The sequence below is a fragment of the Lysinibacillus sp. NPDC056220 genome (assembly GCF_049315265.1).
Lineage (GTDB): Bacteria > Bacillota > Bacilli > Bacillales_A > Planococcaceae > Lysinibacillus > Lysinibacillus pinottii.
Genome location: NZ_JBMOXD010000002.1, coordinates 171777 through 190244, shown reverse-complemented (window position 1 = coordinate 190244; position 18468 = coordinate 171777). Strand labels below are relative to the sequence as shown.

The 18468-nt window shown below is 36.6% G+C and carries 19 protein-coding genes; 5 read left to right on the top strand and 14 right to left on the bottom strand.

Annotated elements, in window-relative coordinates; translation table 11 throughout:
• Nucleotides 1–63: 63 nt before the first annotated feature.
• The 3 genes from ACOZBY_RS05945 (at nucleotide 64) to ACOZBY_RS05935 (ending at nucleotide 1965) form a co-directional block, all read left to right on the top strand.
• Nucleotides 64–1473 carry a LysM peptidoglycan-binding domain-containing protein gene (locus tag ACOZBY_RS05945; protein WP_012295585.1) on the top strand — a complete coding sequence of 470 codons (1410 nt, stop codon included), beginning with the start codon at nucleotides 64–66 and terminating at the stop codon, nucleotides 1471–1473.
• A 120-nt stretch (nucleotides 1474–1593) separates the two neighbouring features.
• Nucleotides 1594–1761: a YfhD family protein gene (locus ACOZBY_RS05940; RefSeq protein ID WP_139015345.1), complete on the top strand. Its 168-nt coding sequence runs from the start codon at nucleotides 1594–1596 to the stop codon at nucleotides 1759–1761.
• A 12-nt stretch (nucleotides 1762–1773) separates the two neighbouring features.
• Nucleotides 1774–1965, top strand: a complete 192-nt coding sequence (locus tag ACOZBY_RS05935; RefSeq protein ID WP_012295586.1) for an H-type small acid-soluble spore protein — start codon at nucleotides 1774–1776, stop codon at nucleotides 1963–1965.
• 45 nt (nucleotides 1966–2010) lie between these two features.
• Here the strand turns inward: ACOZBY_RS05935 and ACOZBY_RS05930 are convergent, their stop codons facing one another.
• Both ACOZBY_RS05930 and ACOZBY_RS05925 read right to left on the bottom strand, forming a co-directional pair.
• Nucleotides 2011–4161: a bifunctional diguanylate cyclase/phosphodiesterase gene (locus ACOZBY_RS05930; protein ID WP_227256899.1), complete on the bottom strand. Its 2151-nt coding sequence runs from the start codon at nucleotides 4159–4161 to the stop codon at nucleotides 2011–2013.
• A 187-nt stretch (nucleotides 4162–4348) separates the two neighbouring features.
• Entirely contained in the window at nucleotides 4349–4891 is a 543-nt protein-coding gene (locus ACOZBY_RS05925) for an RNA polymerase sigma factor (RefSeq protein WP_036217389.1), read from the bottom strand.
• 236 nt (nucleotides 4892–5127) lie between these two features.
• Between ACOZBY_RS05925 and sspI the strand changes: the two genes are divergently transcribed.
• Together sspI and ACOZBY_RS05915 are read left to right on the top strand one after the other, a co-directional pair.
• Complete coding sequence (gene sspI / locus ACOZBY_RS05920) at nucleotides 5128–5337, top strand: small acid-soluble spore protein SspI (RefSeq protein ID WP_008179231.1); 210 nt, start codon at nucleotides 5128–5130, stop codon at nucleotides 5335–5337.
• A 78-nt stretch (nucleotides 5338–5415) separates the two neighbouring features.
• A complete protein-coding gene (locus ACOZBY_RS05915; RefSeq protein ID WP_422761765.1) occupies nucleotides 5416–6795 on the top strand; it encodes an FAD-binding oxidoreductase in 1380 nt (459 codons plus the stop codon).
• Nucleotides 6796–6836: 41 nt separating this feature from the next.
• On the opposite strand, the gene ACOZBY_RS05910 is transcribed toward ACOZBY_RS05915, so the two are convergent.
• The 12 genes from ACOZBY_RS05910 to ACOZBY_RS05855 form a co-directional block, all read right to left on the bottom strand.
• Nucleotides 6837–7349 carry a GNAT family N-acetyltransferase gene (locus tag ACOZBY_RS05910; RefSeq protein WP_422761763.1) on the bottom strand — a complete coding sequence of 171 codons (513 nt, stop codon included), beginning with the start codon at nucleotides 7347–7349 and terminating at the stop codon, nucleotides 6837–6839.
• Between the two features lie 17 nt (nucleotides 7350–7366).
• Nucleotides 7367–8074 (bottom strand): amino acid ABC transporter permease, encoded by a 708-nt coding sequence (locus tag ACOZBY_RS05905; protein WP_036217391.1) that lies wholly within the window; start codon nucleotides 8072–8074, stop codon nucleotides 7367–7369.
• An 11-nt stretch (nucleotides 8075–8085) separates the two neighbouring features.
• Nucleotides 8086–8790 (bottom strand): amino acid ABC transporter permease, encoded by a 705-nt coding sequence (locus ACOZBY_RS05900; RefSeq protein WP_031416417.1) that lies wholly within the window; start codon nucleotides 8788–8790, stop codon nucleotides 8086–8088.
• A 24-nt stretch (nucleotides 8791–8814) separates the two neighbouring features.
• Nucleotides 8815–9633, bottom strand: a complete 819-nt coding sequence (locus tag ACOZBY_RS05895; RefSeq protein ID WP_422761761.1) for a transporter substrate-binding domain-containing protein — start codon at nucleotides 9631–9633, stop codon at nucleotides 8815–8817.
• Between the two features lie 19 nt (nucleotides 9634–9652).
• Nucleotides 9653–9931 carry a glutaredoxin family protein gene (locus tag ACOZBY_RS05890; protein WP_012295594.1) on the bottom strand — a complete coding sequence of 93 codons (279 nt, stop codon included), beginning with the start codon at nucleotides 9929–9931 and terminating at the stop codon, nucleotides 9653–9655.
• A gap of 12 nt (nucleotides 9932–9943) precedes the next feature.
• Nucleotides 9944–10957, bottom strand: coding sequence for an LLM class flavin-dependent oxidoreductase (locus ACOZBY_RS05885; RefSeq protein ID WP_012295595.1), 1014 nt, complete (start codon nucleotides 10955–10957; stop codon nucleotides 9944–9946).
• A gap of 46 nt (nucleotides 10958–11003) precedes the next feature.
• Nucleotides 11004–12332: an LLM class flavin-dependent oxidoreductase gene (locus ACOZBY_RS05880; protein ID WP_012295596.1), complete on the bottom strand. Its 1329-nt coding sequence runs from the start codon at nucleotides 12330–12332 to the stop codon at nucleotides 11004–11006.
• Between the two features lie 185 nt (nucleotides 12333–12517).
• Nucleotides 12518–13414, bottom strand: a complete 897-nt coding sequence (locus ACOZBY_RS05875) for a LysR family transcriptional regulator (RefSeq protein ID WP_099805824.1) — start codon at nucleotides 13412–13414, stop codon at nucleotides 12518–12520.
• Between the two features lie 307 nt (nucleotides 13415–13721).
• Complete coding sequence (gene argF, locus ACOZBY_RS05870) at nucleotides 13722–14687, bottom strand: ornithine carbamoyltransferase (protein WP_422761757.1); 966 nt, start codon at nucleotides 14685–14687, stop codon at nucleotides 13722–13724.
• Nucleotides 14688–14982: 295 nt separating this feature from the next.
• Nucleotides 14983–16503 (bottom strand): thiol-activated cytolysin family protein, encoded by a 1521-nt coding sequence (locus ACOZBY_RS05865; RefSeq protein ID WP_012295599.1) that lies wholly within the window; start codon nucleotides 16501–16503, stop codon nucleotides 14983–14985.
• A 228-nt stretch (nucleotides 16504–16731) separates the two neighbouring features.
• On the bottom strand, nucleotides 16732–17820 hold the full coding sequence (locus ACOZBY_RS05860; RefSeq protein WP_008179256.1) for a M42 family metallopeptidase: 1089 nt from the start codon (nucleotides 17818–17820) through the stop codon (nucleotides 16732–16734).
• A 97-nt stretch (nucleotides 17821–17917) separates the two neighbouring features.
• Nucleotides 17918–18403, bottom strand: a complete 486-nt coding sequence (locus ACOZBY_RS05855) for a dUTP diphosphatase (RefSeq protein ID WP_031416425.1) — start codon at nucleotides 18401–18403, stop codon at nucleotides 17918–17920.
• Between the last annotated feature and the right edge of the window lie 65 nt (nucleotides 18404–18468).

The following is an 18468-nucleotide window of genomic DNA, read 5'->3' as shown; positions in this document are numbered from 1 at the left end:
AATACTCATTTCTTCATTTGAATCATATGATGCAGTAATGAACTATCATGTAGGAGGTGTTCTATGATTATTCATGTAGTAAGTGCTGGGGAAACGCTATGGCATATTGCCAATCGTTATGGGGTATCTGTGCAATCTATTACCTTATTAAATGCGTTAGCCACACCAGATCAATTAGCCATCGGACAATCACTTGTTATACCGTCACCCTATACCACCTATACCGTTAAAAGCGGAGATACATTATGGGCAATTGCACAGCAATTTGGCGTTCCGCTAGAAGCCATCATTGCAGACAATCATCTAACTAACCCTGATATGTTAACCCCTGGCACTAAATTAATTATTCCACCAATCATTCATATTGTGGAGCCTGGAGAAACTTTATGGCAAATAGCTCAAGAGTATGAGACGACCATCCAAGCAATTGTTGCTGTAAATCATATAAACAACCCTAATATGATTTATGTCGGCGCTCAGTTAATCATCCCTAGAAAATTACCCCTCATTGAAGTAAATGCTTATTCTTACCAACCATCTGAGGAAGCGATTGATTCCATTAATGCCGTTGGTCATCTACTTACTTATTTTAGTCCTTTTGCATATATGATGAAGGAAGACGGTACACTACAGCCTATAAACGACGAAAAAATGATAGCAGCTGCACAGGCTAAAAACATCATTCCTATGCTAACGCTCACTAATTTTACTTCTACAGAGGGTGGCTCTAATTTAGCACATGTTGTCTTGTCCAATGAAGATTTACGTGTCAAGGTGATGAATAATGTTTTGCAGGTAATGCAAGAGAAGGGCTATCAAGTTTTGAATATTGATTTTGAAAATGTTTTACCAGCAGATCGAGAAAATTACAATGCGTTTATACAATTAGCTGCGGATACGCTTCATCCAATGGGCTATCTCGTGTCAACTGCACTCGCACCTAAAACAAGTGCAACGCAAGCTGGAACGTTATATGAAGCACACGATTACGCGGCGCACGGTCGAATAGCAGATTTTGTGGTTTTGATGACCTATGAATGGGGGTATCGCTTTGGTTCTCCTCAAGCGATTTCCCCTATTAATGAGATGAGAAGAGTTGTGGAATATGCACTGACAGAAATACCAGCAAATAAAATTTTATTAGGCTTTGAGCTATATGCTCGTGATTGGCTATTACCCCATGTCAAAGGCCAAGAAGCCGAAACTTTTAGTCCACAGCAGGCTCTTAATCGAGCCATTGAATATGGCGCTACTATCCAATTTGACCAAACAGCACAATCCCCATTCTATCGTTATGTCGATGAACAAGGGAGAAATCACGAGGTATGGTTTGAAGATGCAAGAAGTGCCCAAGCTAAATTTGACTTAGTCAAACAATATAACCTTCGAGGAATTAGTTATTGGGCTTTAGGTTTCCCATTTCCACAAAATTGGGTACTTTTAAATGAAAATTTTTCTATAATAAAACCTTAGCTTTTTCTTATTGTGTACTCAACTAATAAAGATATGCTACATTTTCCCGATTTTTTCCCATGATAAAAAGCTCATTTCAAAGCCATATTAAGATATATCAATTTGAAAGGAGCAACTCACATGGGAAGAGACAATAAACAAGGTCAAAGTAACAATAAAGGTTCATTACCTCAAACACCAAAAAATCAGAAGATCGCCCCTAATAAGGTTAGCGAGGAATTTTCTCAAGAGTTCATGGAGCTGATTAATTCAGTAACCCAAAATCAGCACAATAAGAAGAAAAAATAAGGGGGGCTTCTGTTGGATTATCAACGTGCACATGAAATTGTCGCCTCACCGTTAGAATATGAAGTGAGCTATAATGGTGTATCCGTTTGGATTGATAAACTCCATGATGATGAGAAAACAGCGACTGTTCACCTACGACGCTCTTTAGAGGAGCGTTCTGAAGTAGATATATCCGAACTGAAGGAAGAATATCTCGTTCACTAGAAAAGAAAGAACCTGCTTCATCACTAAGCAGGTTCTTTGCATTGCTTACACACTATAATTTTCTTTATATTGAAGCTGCATCAAGACGTCATTTACATGGTGGTGCAAATCATGAAAGGTTTCCGAAATTTGCTGAGGTGAAATCGGTTTACTAAATAAGTAACCTTGAATATAATCACATCCACCTTCCATCAGAAACGAAAGCTGTTCAACCTCTTCAATCCCCTCCGCCACAACCTTCAAGCGTAAATGCTTGGCCATCGAAATAATCATCGATACAAGTGCTTCATCATTTGGATTATGTGGAACATTTCTAATAAAAGTGCGGTCAATTTTTAGACAATCTATTGGAAAATCCTTTAAATAGGATAAAGATGAATATCCTGTTCCAAAATCATCTACTGCTATTTGAATGCCAAGCGCCTTTAATTCATGCAGTAGCTGTGTCATTTGATCAATATTCATTGTCATACTTTCTGTAATTTCTAATTGTAGATAATGAGCATCCAATTTTGAACGTTGTAATATTCCAGCCACCATTTCAACTAAATCCTGTTGAAATAATTGTCCAAGTGAAAGATTAACAGCTACTTTGATTGGAGGTAACCCTTGTTCCTCCCATTGTTTCGCTTGCTGACAGGCTGTTTCTAATATCCATTTTCCAAGAGGAATAATAAGACCACATTCTTCAGCAATCGGAATAAATAATTCAGGTGACACAAACCCCCGACTTGGATGTCGCCAGCGTACTAATGCTTCAACAGATTCAATCGCACCACTCTTTAAATTTACCTGTGGTTGATAATCTAAATAAAATTCATTATTGGCTAATGCATTATGTAAATCTTGCTCAAGCAATATACGATCTGCAATTCCTTTAGACATGTATGGCTTATAAAAAAGAAATCTTTGAGGTATTTGTCTAGACTCTCGCATGGCTAGTTGGGCATGCATCAATAGCTCTTCCCCCGACCACTTTTCCTCTTGTAGGGCAATTCCCATATTCAAATTGCCATTTAACGAAAATAATTGTACCTGTAAAGGTTTTTTCATGGCACTTTTTAGATTTAAGCAAAATTGTAATAGCTCCTCAACAGTCTTTACATGGTGAATGTAAATGACAAATTGGCCCTCTTGTAGTTTGGTCGCAAAATAGTGCGGTGGTAAAATCGTTTGAATACGGTCTGCCACTAACTTCATCATTTTATTAGAATGACTGATTCCTATGGAAGAACGAATGGCTGCAAACCGATCAATTTCTATCGCAATGATTGCCTTTTGAAGTTCGTTTTCATGTAATTTTTCCTTTAATGTTTTAAGTAATAAATGCTCATTTGGCAATAGTGTAATATCATCATGATAGGCTTGAAATTGAAGCTCCCGTTGTGATTGTTCAAGATCTTTTTTGATTTTCAACAGTTGTTGAAACGGCTTTTCAACCGATGTATAATAAATTGCCTTTAAGAAAAAGTAAAATGCTAAAAATTGATAAATAAGGGCGGAGAAATCCCAAATAGCATGTGTATCTTGGCTTATTATAAAAAGCGTATCACTTACAATAAGCGATATAGCCGCACTGATGAGCCACATGGAACGCTTTGGCATTTTCTTAAAAAACCTACTAATAATATTTATTGTGATCAGTTGAAGAACAATAGAAAATAGGTGTACCATATTATCAATAGGATCTATCCATTGTACTGGCAAAAATTTTGGTGAAATAAATACTAGGAGAATACTTGCTATAACAAAAAGTAGAGAACCGCTATAACTAAGGATTCTATACTTTATTGTTAATTGTTTTTTAGGATATAAAATAATGAATAAAAAACCAAGTGATAAGTAAAAACGTATTAAGATATGTAAAGTGCCATCTATATAGTCCCATTTAATATAATGGTTATGGCTAAAAAATAAACTTACTAATTCAAGTAATGCTAAAATAAAAAACACATTTCCTATGTATAAAGTCTGATTGGATAGTAAGTGAGAAAATACTAAATAGGATTGTATGGCTATTGCCATTGTAAACACAATAATCAATACTTGTATAATCAATTTTAAATTTGTATAAATTTCACCTTGAAAAACATCATATACTTGATTGCTAAAAATTAATAATGGTATGACCAGTAGTAATGGTAATACCATGTACCAAACCTCTTTTTTATCGATCTGATTAAACCATTTGCCCAACACAAACCCTCCATACTACTATGTAAAATCACTAGGTATTTTTAACTACTGAAACTGAATAATTTATGTAAAATTGTATTTTTCTTTGACTACTTACAAATCATAACACTTTTATCGTAATTTGTATGCAGTCAAGAGAAGCATGCTAATATTCATTTTGTTACAATATTAGCATACTTTTGATATATTATTGCTTTTTTTCCACTCTAGAATCCTTATTTCTTAACTTCTTAATGATTCTTTCCCTTCTTTTTTTACTGGCTGCTACGGAAAAACCTAGTATATTAGCGATGTCTTGATCACTGCGATCTTCTACATAATATAAATATAAGATGCTTCTTTCTACCTGTTTTAACTGTCCTATCAAATTCTCTAGAAAGTTGGAACTTTGTGGATGGTTATATTCCTCTCGCTCGAACTCACTACGAAGATAATCAAGTGTTTCATCATCAACTGTTGCTATTTTCTCTAAATAGTTTTTTTCCTTTATTAATTCATTTAATATTTCTCCTTTTATGTTGGAATAAATATAACCAGATAATTGTCCTTTTGCTGGATCTGCTTTTAACCATGCCCTCCAAACAGCAATAGTCGCTACTTGGCGATAATAATCATAATCTTTATAAATTCTAAAGCTTGTAAGAATAGAACTAATCATCGGTTGCACACTTTCCAATATTTCTTCAAATGATTGGGTAGTTGTGGGCTTTCGATTGTTATGGATAGTCATTTGTCTCTTCCTGTCAACTATGCACAGTCTGATATTCCTAGGTGATGTTATCTTAAAATGGATATATATATAAATCGAATGTTCACTTTTATCATTTAATCGCTCAATATGATTCAAATTACTAGCAGTATTCATCATAATTACACCTTGTTTTTGTAAATTTGAACTATTTTCTTTGGTATTTCGTACATATTAAAACGATACTTGGACAAATTACTATTAAGGAGGCGAAATAGATGAATTTTCAAATTAGAGATGCGATTACAGCCAATGTACACGGTCAATCTGCAGCAGAAATTAAAGATATTGTTGAAGATGCCATTAGCCGTGGAGAAGAGCATTTACTCCCAGGACTTGGGGTATTTTTTGAAAAATGGTGGAAGCAATCAAGCTCTACTGAACAAGAAGCATTCGTTCAAAAGTTAGAAAAAGCATTTGCAAACTGATTTTTTATAAGCAATGCATTCCCTTTCCAATAAATGCATGATAATGTTTTACTTATCAGAAAATTTGGAGGGATTGGAATGACTGTTGTAGTAGAATTTATTGTCAATCAACTCAAACAGGTATTATTAGAAGAGCAAGTGTCAACAAACGAAACGGTACGACAGCTACATGGTAAGGATGAATCCCATCATGCGATGAGCTTACCTGATATCGTTGTTTTTCCACGTTCCACCGCTGATGTCAGTGCCATCTTAAAAGTCGCGCATGCACAACGTGTTCCGGTTGTACCATTCGGTGTTGGCTCAAGTCTAGAAGGAAATGCAATTCCCATTGCAAATGGTATTTCAATCGATTTCTCTGAAATGAATGCTATTTTAGAAGTTAGACCTGAAGACCTTCTTGTAAAAGTACAGCCAGGCGTCACACGTTCACAATTGAATAAAGAATTAAAAAAGCATGGGCTACAATTTACAGTGGACCCGGGTGCTGATGCCACACTAGGTGGTATGGCAGCTACTAATGCTAGTGGCACTACTGCTGTTCGCTACGGTGTTATGCGCGATCAAGTTCGTGATTTAGAGGTAGTATTGGCAGATGGCTCTGTGATTCATACTGGAAATTTAGCAGCGAAGTCCTCTTCTGGCTATCATTTAAACGGTTTATTCGTTGGCTCAGAAGGTACGCTTGGTTGCTTTACTGAGCTTACACTGAAAGTATATGGAATACCTGAATTTGTGACCGCAGGACGGGCTGTTTTTAATACAGTGGGCGATGCTGTCAGTTCCGTCACTGCATTATTACAAACAGGAATAATGGTTGGTCGGGTGGAGTTAGTTGATGAAGCCTCCATTCAACAAGTCAATACTTATCATGACATATCCTTTAACGAAAAGCCGACACTATTTTTAGAGTTCCAGGGAAATGAGGCAGGTATGCATGCAGATATAGCATGCGCCACAGAAATTTTTAAGGATTTTCATTGCCTATCTGTTGAATTTGAACAGGATAATGCTGGACGTAATAAACTTTGGGAAGCACGCCATTCATTGGCCTATGCCTATATGCATGCTCATCCTGGTAAAAAGCTTATGTCAACAGATGTTTGTGTTCCTATTTCCATGCTTGCCGAAACCATTTTATATGCAAGGGAGCAGCTAAATAATGTGGGACTAGTAGGAGGAATTGTCGGGCATGTAGGAGACGGTAACTTTCATGCGCTATTAATGTTAAACCCCGATGATGCGGAGGAGCAGACAAAAGCCGATCGCTTCAACGAGCAAATTGTTCAATATGCTCTGCTTCGAGGTGGCACATGTACAGGAGAACATGGTGTTGGCATTGGTAAGATGAAATATCAAGCTACTGAACATGGTACCTCTCTTGCAGTGATGAAAAGTATTAAGATAGCACTTGACCCCCTTAACATAATGAATCCCGGGAAAGTCTTCTCCCTATAACCATAAACAAACCGCCGATTCCAACAATCAGCGGTTTTTATTTATAAATCATAGCGGAAGCTCTTTACTAATATATCTCCCTTATAAAATTCCTTTGACTCGTCTCTTACAAAACCTAAAGATAAATAAAGATTAATAGCAGCCTGCATAATATCTCCTGAATGCAAGTATAGTGCCTGATCCTGTCTCTTTCTTGCAAAGGCAAAGCTTTCATGCAATAATTTCTTAGCAACTCCCTGCCCTCTTCCTTTTGGATGAACCCCCAATAAACGAACGATGGTCGATTGTATATTAAGCTCTGGCAGCCCATATGCTTTCTCTGCATCGGTAAATAATTGCAGTCCCCCTAAAATCTCATCCCCTCTCCTTGCTATTAGAATAGTTTCGGCGTTTGGATTGCCAACGGATGCTCGAATATCATTTAAATAGGACGCCCATTGCTCTGGTTCCTTATAATCCTTTTCATATTGCCCATAGCTTTCTACTAAAACCTTACGATAATCTGCATACTCTTCCTCTTGTAAATGTTCAATAACAATTTCCGCTGTTGTCATATATTTTCCCCTTTCAACTAAAGCCCACTTTTACTATAGGCCATTACTCTTTTTTCAATACGATGTGAGATCGATTCTGTAATAATCGAAATCCCCCAATAAATGATACCAACCGCAATGAAAGCCTCTAAAAATTTCAAGTTCACAGAAGCAACAATGTTCGCCACTCCTGTCAATTCTTTGATGGACAGAAAAAAAGCTAATGATGTGGCATGTAAAAAACCAATAAAGACATTAGTAAAGTTAGGAATTGACTTACCAAATGCTTGTGGTAAAACATAACGTCGCATTGCTTGTGTAAATGTTAAACCTATTGCATATGCCGCTTCTAATTGCCCTTTGGGGACACTTAAAATACCAGAGCGAATAATTTCCGATGCATATGCCCCTGCACTGAATGTGAGTGCAAGTATTACAAAAAATAATATAGGAATTGAACTGGATTGAAATGATAAGTGAAAAGTATTTACCACACCATCCACTAGCATGGGTAATCCAAAATAAACAAGCATGATATGCATAATAATAGGTGTGCCTCTGAAAAAGGAAACATAAAAATTTAAGAAGGGCGTCAAAAATCTTATTTGTTTTATCCGTACAAAGGCTACCATAATTCCAATTACAATACCCAAAAAAACTGGGGTAAATGTCATGAATAGTGTTAGCGGTATTACTTTACTAATTTCTCGTAAAGCCTCCATCACAAATACAATATCAATGGTCATAGCACATCCCCCTAATAAGTTTCAACTTCTTTTGGCATATAGCGATTGAAATAACGTTCATTGAATTTGAATATTTTTTCAAGAATTATGACAATCGCAAAGTAAACGATCGATAATGCCACATATATTTCAAAAGCCCGTGTTGTGGACGCAATTAAAGTCTCTCCGCGCCCAACCATATCCATTACACCTATAGAAAAAGCGAGTGAGGTATCTTTTAATGAACTAATCATGGTGTTCGCTATATTTGGAAAAGCAACGCGGATTGCTTGAGGGAAAACAATTCGCAAAAAGGCTTGAGGCCCGTTTAAGCCCACGGAAAAGGCTGCTTCTATTTGCCCACGATCAACAGTTAATATGGCTGCACGAAATATTTCAGCAAAGGCTGCCGCATTGCTCAGTGTATACGTAATAATGACAAAATACATAGCATCCAATCGAGTAACATCAATATGAATGAGCTTTAGGAGTGCTGGTACTCCATAAAACACTAAAAACAATTGCACTAAGATTGGTGTGCCACGAATAAATGAAATATAAATTGTAATAATTTGCTTTAATAGCGCTACGTTTAAAAGCTTTGGTATTGCTAGCATAATTCCTAGCACTATACCAAAAATTATGGAGAACACTAGTATTTCTGCAGTTACTGGTAAATACTGAAGCAATGTTGGAAGTACTTTCGCAATGAGTACAAAATCAAGATTATTATCCATGCCTCTTTCTTCCTTCCTTGATTGTTAGAAGTCTACTGTATAATCATCACCTAACCATTTTTTACTTAGTTTGCTAATAACCCCCTCTTTCTTCAGCTCAACAATAGCCTCATCTAAACGCTCTTGTAACTTCACCTCATCCTTATTTAATAAGAAATAAACCTTCGAATTTAATAATGCATCCCCAACAACCTTTTGCTGTGCTTCATTGCTTTCGTTATAGTATTTCACGGCAAAGGGTGTCGTAATAATGGCATCAATACGGCCACTTGCTAGTTGATTATTGACATCGACTGAACCTGAAGAATACACGATATTCGCGCCTAAATGATGGTCCTTATTATATTTTTCAAGAAAGACAGCGGAGTTACTTGTTGGCGAAACACTTACGTTTTTCCCTTTCAAATCTTCAATAGATTGGATCTCATTATTTTTTTCATTTACTGTCACCTTTAATGGGAAAACATTATACGGTTCTTTATTAAATAAAAACTTTTCCTCTCGTTCACTATTAACTTCCATTTGATGGGCGATGAAATCTATTTTTCTTGTTTCTAAACTTAGTAATAAATTTGAAAATTCCATTGTTTTCAAGTCAAATTCATACTCAGGTAACTTTTCATCAATTGCTCGAACTAGCTCCACATCATAGCCGGTTAAGTTGCCTTTTTCATCGATAAAACAAATATTTGGAAACTGTGTACCTGTACCAACGATAATTTTTTGGACATCTTCTCCTCCTTGCGCTGTTTTTTGTTCATTCGAAGCTCCGTCCGATTTTTCTACACATGCTGTTAAAAGCGCCGTCAGCAAAAGTAGCATATAAAATAATATTTTTTTCATATAATTCCCTCTCCTTCTTCTATGTTTGTGAGGGTAAGCTCACGGCAAGTGCATTCTTTACGTGTTCTAAACCAATTTCTGTTATGGCTCTATAGACACCACTTTCTCTCGAGCCAATTTCTACAATGGGCACGTAACGAACACCATATTTTAAGTCAAGAATATCTCTAAATGAATCATGATTTGTTACATCTACCGTTTTATAAGGAAGGTGCTGTTCTTGTAAATACGCTTTTATATCATCGCAATAGCTGCATCCCTGCTTTGACCAAACAATTATATCTCTAGTCACACTCATTATTTTTCCTCCTTATCTTACTGTTACTTGTTGCTGCAACTTTAAATGAATAGGACTTAAAAGTTCAAAGGAGCGTTGCCGTTCAAATTCCTTTCGTACAGGCGTGTGCAAAATGAACTCATCTATTTGGTATTGAACGTGAAAATGATCAAGTAGATTTTTAATTTCTTCTGGTGATCCATAAACAATATCCGCATCATATTGTTTGACCGTATATTCCTCTCCAGACTCCTGCCCAAATTTTTCTGCTAGCTCTACGGATTGTAGAGTCAACGTCCTACCGCTTGCTAAATGAACTTTTGTAATTTTTTGGTCTTCTATCAGTCCCTTTGCTTCTTTATTTGTAGGTGCTGCAACAGCTGCGATTGAGACCACAAAGTGGCCTTTAGGATGATGTTCACGATAAATACTAGACGCCTGTGCTAGTAATTCATTGTCACTATTAATAAATCGTGCAAAGACGAATGCAATACCAAGTCTTCCAGCAAGTTCTGCACTTTGTGGACTTGCCCCTAATAAGAATAGTGCCGGACTTACTTTTGGGATAGGTGTGGCTTGCACACCATGAAGATCATGATCCGTAGGTACATTTTGTTCAATTAATTGCTGTAAAAATGTGAGTCTCTTTTCAAAATCCTCGCCTTGATTGAGCGTGCCATATTGTAAGGCTTTTGTAGAAAGCGGTAAACCACCTGGTGCCTTCCCAACACCTAAATCAACACGCCCCGGCTCTAAGGATGAAAGGACATGAAAATTTTCAGCTACTTTGTATGGACTGTAATGCTGGAGCATGACTCCTCCAGAACCAATACGAATAGATGCGGTTTTTGCAAGTAAATAGGACACTAATACTTCGGGAGATGACCCTGCTAGTGCATCCGAATGATGATGTTCCGATACCCAAAAACGAGAGTAGCCTAACTGCTCTGCATTCTGTGCCAATGCGACAGTTTTTTGTAATGTTTGCTCATTTGTAGCTCCATCCATAATTGGACTTTGATCTAATATGCCTAATGTATAACTCATACACAGCCTCCTTAATTTCACTTATTCAAATAAATTTACTAGGTTTTTAAACAGACTGTTTGATATACCTACTTTTCTTAAATGGCAATCCTAAATTTCCACGCAATGTATCAGCTTCATAGTCTTCTCGATAAAGCCCTCTAGCTTGTAATATCGGTACTACTTTATCAACAAAATCCTCTAAGGCACCTGGTACCGTTACACCGATTATGAAGCCATCTGCTGCCTCCTGCTCAAACCATTCCTGTACAAGATCAGCCACTTGCTCTGCCGTCCCAAAAAATGCCGTTTTCGGAGTCGCCTCACGTAAAGCAACTTGACGTAATGTAAGCCCCTCCTGCTTAGCATAGCGTTTAATATAATCAGTCGTACTTCTAAAGCTATTTGACCCAATTTCTCCCAGCTCTGGAAACGGCGCATTCACATCATACTGTGTAAAATCATGATGATCGAAGTAACGACCAAGATAAGCCAAAGCACGGTCAATGGAAACTAATTCAACGATTTCCTGATACTTTGCCTCTGCCTCCTCTACTGTATCGCCAATGATTGGAGAAATACCCGGAAAAATCTTTACTTCATCTGGATTTCGCTTAAATGCTGCAACCTCAGTCTTTACTCTTTTATAAAACTTTTGTGATTCTTCTATAGATGTCCCATGTGTAAAAATGGCATCTGCATCCTTAGCAGCCAATCGAATCCCAGCATCAGATGCACCCGCTTGGAATATAACTGGCTGGCCTTGCCTTGTTCGCCCAATATTTAGTGGACCTTGGACTGAAAAATACTGCCCTTTATGATGTAACGTGTGTAATTTTTCTGGATCAAAAAATTGGTCATTTTCGACATCTGCAATAAATGCATCATCTTCCCAGGAGTCCCATAATCCTTTAACAACCTCTAAATATTCTTCGGCGATTTGATAACGTTCTGCATGACTAGGATGTTGATCTATTGTTTTATTGTAGTTCAAAGCTGTACTTTCTAAAGGAGTAGTTACCACATTCCAGCCTGCACGCCCTGCACTAATATGATCTAAAGAGGCAAATTGACGTGCCACTGTGAATGGTTCGCTATAGGATGTCGATACCGTTCCAACTAGCCCTATATTATTGGTTGCTAATGCTAATGCCGATAATATCGTAATAGGCTCAAAACGATTTAAAAAATGAGGAATCGATTTTTCATTAATAAATAAGCCGTCCGCAATAAAAGCAACATCAAATTTCCCTTCCTCTGCTTTTTGAGCCTGCTGAATATAAAAAGGCAAGTTGACACTTTGATTGCTCGCTACCTTTGGATGACGCCAGCTTGAAATATTACCACCTACTCCGTGAATAATTGCTCCCAAACGAATTTTGTCTTGTCTAGCCATATCAATTCCTCCTTATTTTTATTTTTTACTAAACATAGTGGTTAAGTATGTTTTCGAGTTAAAAAAATATTTATTTACGATCATTCATAAATAAATTTGGATTGAGAATGATATTACAGTTCATTCAGACAATATGCAATAGGTTAAGTAATAGAAAAAATTTATCGGCTACATAAAAAATTTTATCACTCCATCATTTGTCCCCTTTCAAAATCCTTCGCTGTATGACAAATTGTCTCCCAAAAATCTGAAATCAATGTATCTTTATTTTTATAAGTTAGGAATATATGTTGATTCATATCCAGTAAATGCTTCACATCTACCTCAACAAATTCGCCGCTTTCAAGCTCATTTTTGACACAAAGCTGTGGTAAAAAGCTAATATAGTTTTTTGTGCGAATGAAGGCCTTAGCGATTTCTAAATGATCTGTTCGAACCTCTATATTGGCTGCTACACCCTCTACCTCGAACATTTTATGCACATAATTCCAATCAAACGCTCCACACTCAAAAAACACCATTTTCTGTTGTGCCAATTCTTTCGCCTCGATGCATTCATATTGTGGTAAAGGATGTTCACAATGCTTCACAAGTTTCACTGCATTTTTTAATAATAACTCGTTGAATATTCCTTCTCTGTGCACATACTGAATGAAAGCTACATGTATTTGGTGACTCTCCAATTTTTCTAATAGCATAGCTGTTGAGCCTGTCACCAATTGAAAACGCAAATTAGGAAATTGTTCTTTCCATTTAGGTAACGCATCCGCTAAAAAATACTGAGCTGTTACGCCATTTGCACCAATACATACATCGTCTGTTTCCTGTGTATTTTCCAATTGCTTCTTTCCTTGCTGAAATGTTTGCACGATTTGAGTGGCGAAAGGTAAGAAATCTTTGCCTTTATCTGATAAGGTTACACTTCGTCCCTCTCGATAAAATAATTCAACCCCTAGCTCCCTCTCCAATGATTTGATACGTGCAGTCACCGTCGGTTGAGAAAGAAACAAAGCGTTGGCTGCCTTATGCGTACTCTTGTAATGGACAACATATAAAAAAGCCTCTATATGGTCTATATTCATGTGAGTTCCATCCCTTCACTCCTTATTTAAATCTATTATATAAATAATTTTTTATATTCTCTATACTTTATAGGAAAACTTAGTTTTTAGTCCTCTATCACTCCATACAAAAGAAAAAAGTAACCCAGCGTCTCCCAGGTTACTTGACTATGTAGCGATGTAGCCATCCATCTTGACAACAAGCATCGCGCGTGGTGATCATCCCTCTGTCTGTCAGCCACTTGTAGGTTATTCATATGGGCACCCTCTGTTGCGCATATAAACTCTATTTATTGTACTTTTCAACTCGAAAAGTATAGTTCAAATCTTACGCTAGAATTGATGCAAGAACTGCTTTCTGTGCATGAAGTCTGTTCTCAGCTTGCTCAAAAATGTAAGAATTAGGGCCATCAATAACAGATGTTGCCACTTCTTCCTCACGATGTGCTGGCAAGCAATGCAGGAACATGTAGTTCGGTTTCGCATATGCTACAAGCTCATCATTGATTTGGTAATCTGCAAAATCTTGCAAACGTTTTGCTGCTTCTTCCTCTTGGCCCATCGAAGTCCAAACATCTGCATAAACAACATCTGCCTGTAATACAGCTTCCACAGGGTCATGTGTCACCATAATTGTACTGCCATTTGCCGCGGCAAGTGCTTGTGCGTTAGCGATCACTTCCGCATCACATTCATAGCCTGCTGGTGTCGCCACAGCTACATTCATCCCAACATGTGCTGAAGCCACTATTAAAGAATGTGCTACATTGTTGCCATCTCCTACATAGGCAATTTTAAGTCCCTTTAAAAAACCTTTGTTTTCTGCAATTGTTTCTAAGTCCGCTAAAGCTTGGCATGGATGATAAATATCTGTTAATCCATTGATGACGGGAATAGCCGCATGCTCTGCTAGTTCCTTCACCATTGCGTGGGAATTTGCTCGGATCATAATCCCATCCAAATAGCCTGATAAGACATGTGCTGTATCGTAAATGGATTCACCACGGCCTATTTGTAAGTCACGTGCATGCATAAACATACTTTTTCCACCTAGCTGATTCATACCAACTTCAAAGGAAATACGAGTACGCGTTGAATGTTTTTCAAAGATCATACCAAGTGTTTTGCCTTCTAGTAACCTTGGACATTTCCCCTCTTTGGTAATCATTTTAAGCTGAGTTGCTAATTCAATAAGTTCTTTAACTTCTTGACTTGTATAGTCAAGCAACGTTAATAGGTCTTTTCCTTTTAAACTAGAAACTAACTTTAGCTGTACTTCTTCGAGTAATTTCATGGCCTTCGCTCCTTGTTTCATTGCTGTTGAAATCAGTATATCATGCATAAATATAAAATCAACTGAATTTTTATAATTTTTTTCAATAAATATTAAATGTGACAAAGATTCGTCGTATTGAATATTTATGCATAATAACATTTTTTAAGATTGAATCCTTTGTAGTTTAATTATAGAAAGGGGTATGAATAAAGAAGGAACATGGGGGCAGTTATTGAAAGAACTTGAAAACGTAAAAACCTCCTAACAATAATTTGTTAGGAGGTAAAAATTCTTTATCTTTATATACGGCTACTTACTCGATACTACCTGTTGGGTATAATGTAGTTCCTCCAATGGAGACTTTGATTTCATTAGACAATGGAACATTATATTCATCAATAACCGTTCTCCACCATTCCCAAGCAAGACCTGTACATTCTCTTGCATAAATTCTTATATTTTTCGAATTAGCCGGAAGCGGTATGACTGTAGAAAAATGAGCTGTTTTGTCTCTCCAGTTTCCATCCCACGTTTTATGAGTTAATACTTCATTTCCATTCTCATCATAGGAAAATTCGTCCCATGCTATTTCAAATTGAGCAACGTATGCACCATAATGATCAAGGATGATCTTGCCTTTAGAATATTCTGTAGCTGTCGTCTCAATATAATCTGTATTATTATGAACAGCAGCAATTGAATGATCCTTTAAGAAAACACTTGTATAGGAAATTGGATAAGCTGGATTTTTAAGACTAAATTCTCCATTATCTTTAATGACTTCTCTAATATCATTAAAGTCCTTTGAGACAATTTGATTATGCTTTTGTGAATCTCCGCCTAATACTACAGCCGTAAAGGAACTTTCCTCAAAAATATCCTTGTATTGTGCACTAGTTTCTACATTCGTGTTAACATTCTTCAGTAATGCTTTAAATGCTGCTTGTACATCCTTACTCTTAGAGCTTGTTTCTAATTTCACATAAATTGTTCTACCATAAGCTACATTCGACACCATTACAGGAGGAGCATCATTGCTTACCCCTTTACGAGTTAGCTCTGCAAAATCAACACTATCATCGAAAAGATCTGATGGATTGTTAGGCAGTTCTGCACTTACCGTATAAAAAATTTGTTTATATGCGGCAACCATCACTTTTTTCTCTCCATTCGCAATCGCATTAAAGTCAATTCCCAGTGAATTGTCGAGAACTTGGGCGTTTACATTCAAAGCGCTTGCTATTTGAGATTTGCTATAAACCATTGATTCTGAATATTGTAGTCTTGCAGGTAAAGTATGTGTAGAGGAATATTTCTCGCTCCAAGTAGATACTAACTCATCCACGGCTCCAGATACATTACCATATGTTGGATTATCAACAGTCAAAGTATTTTCTCTTTTCATACCAGGTAAATCAATGCTAATATTTAGGGGTTTTCTTTTAGCCACCAATAAGTTGGGTTGATTGTCTACAAAAGCTTGGTTGGCAAGTTGTAGGGCTCCTGGATATGTACGATTCGCCATCGAATCAATAATTGATATATCCACTGGTGAAGTTGTCAGTGATTTCTTATTGCGCTCCACCACTATAAATTTATCATTGGAGTTAAGCCCTTCTTTTGGAACAAAGCTATCAACTCTGTCACCATTCACTGCTAGTACTTCCCTGTTGTTGTAGTTCAAGTTTGCTATACCCGTATCAATGTCAGATTTGCTTTTTACACTAGAACTATTAGTATCAAGTGTTTCAGCAAATGAAATACTTGGATAATTTAGAATGCATAAACTAATAGATAAACATAATATAAACTTGATTGTTTTTTTAATTCCCAAATAAATCCACTCCTTTTATAGGAAATTATACCATATAAAAATAATTTTCAAATATAGTATTTTCGTTTCATTTTTTATTGTGCAAATAATATGTACTTATGATTATTATGATAACTATTATGTTAATTTTGTGCGATATGTCTACTATCTTTTTTCATTAACAAAAAAGCCTTCTAACATTTTAGTTAGAAGGCAAAACTACTGTTTATCTATTTACTCTCCATTCAATCAGTCGAATGTAATTTTATTGACTGCATCACGGTCTAATTTTTTAATGACTTCAACCATTAATTTAACAGCGTTGTCATAATCATCACGATGTAGGATACCTGCATGTGAATGGATATAACGTGTCGCAATACCGATGGATAATGCTGGTACGCCATTTGCTGTTACATGGATGGAGCCAGCATCTGTACCGCCGCCAGCCATTGCCTCAAATTGGTATGGAATATTGTTTTCGTCTGCTACGTCTAATACGAATTCACGTAAGCCACGGTGTGAAACCATAGATGCATCATACACAACGATTTGAGGACCTGCACCCATTTTACTCGTTGATTCTTTAGCTGTTACTCCTGGAGTATCTCCTGCTACACCCACATCAACGGCAAATCCAATATCCGGTTGGATTTTATGTGTAGCTGTTTTAGCACCACGAAGTCCAACTTCTTCTTGCACATTTCCTACAGAGTAAAGAATATTAGGGTGTTTTTCATTTTGTAAAGCTTTCATTACATCAATAGCAATGGCACAACCAATACGATTATCCCAAGCTTTGGCCAATAAATATTTTTCATTTTTCATAACATTAAACTCGAAATATGGTGTTACCATATCGCCAGGACGTACGCCCCATTCAAGCACTTCATCTTTAGAAGCTGCACCAATATCAATAAACATATCTTTAATGTCTACTACTTTATTGCGGACATCAGCAGGTAAAATATGAGGTGGCTTTGAACCGATAACCCCTATTACTTCATCACCTTTACGTGTTGTAATTGTCACGCGCTGTGCCAGCATAACTTGGCTCCACCAGCCACCTACTGTTTGGAACTTGATAAAGCCTTTGTCATCAATTTGTGTAACCATGAAACCTACTTCATCTAAATGTCCTGCCACGACGATTTTAGGTCCGTTTTCATCGCCTACTTTTTTAGCGATTACACTACCTAGGTTATCTGTTTCTACAGTATCTGCATACGGTGCAATATATTTTTTCATGACCTCACGCGGTGCACGTTCATTACCTGCAATACCATTTGCATCTGTTAAATCTTTAAACATTTGTAATGTTGGATCTAGTTGTGTCATTCTTTTGCCTCCTACTTCTTATATCTATTTTATTATACTTCGTTTACCGAAATATTCCTAGCTTAATCGTCTGAAAATTGGTGTATTTCTTAATTATTTAATATCCTGTACGCTGACGATTATAATTTTCTTGGTTTTTTTCAATATATGCATGAACTACATCTTCGAAAGTAAAACCAAGATTGTATGCAAGTAAACCATAGCATTGCCAAATTGCTAGATATCGATCCTCTGTCGGTTGCTCGATAAAAGCTAAAATAGCACTTTGTGTCTCTATAAATGTTGCTGTTAAATGTCTCTGTTCTTCTATCACAGGCCATTTTTCGATGGTTGTATAGTTCTTTAATAAGCCTAAGGAAAGGATAAAATGAATAGAATCCACATATTCTTCTAGAATGACTTCTCGTGCTGAAGGCCCTTTTGTACTCCAAAATTTAAAGCAGCGCGTTTCATTGGCTAGCTCAGCTAGCTCTACCAATAATGCTAGTCCTTTTTCTTGAAATACATCTTGCTGAATATTTTGAGTTTGCTCAATGAAATCATCCAGCTCTTTTTGCATCATAAACAATTGTTGTATATTCATTTTTTTCTCCTAAATTTCTAAAAAATATTTAAATAAAAGTGAAACTATTTGACCTCCCCAATCGT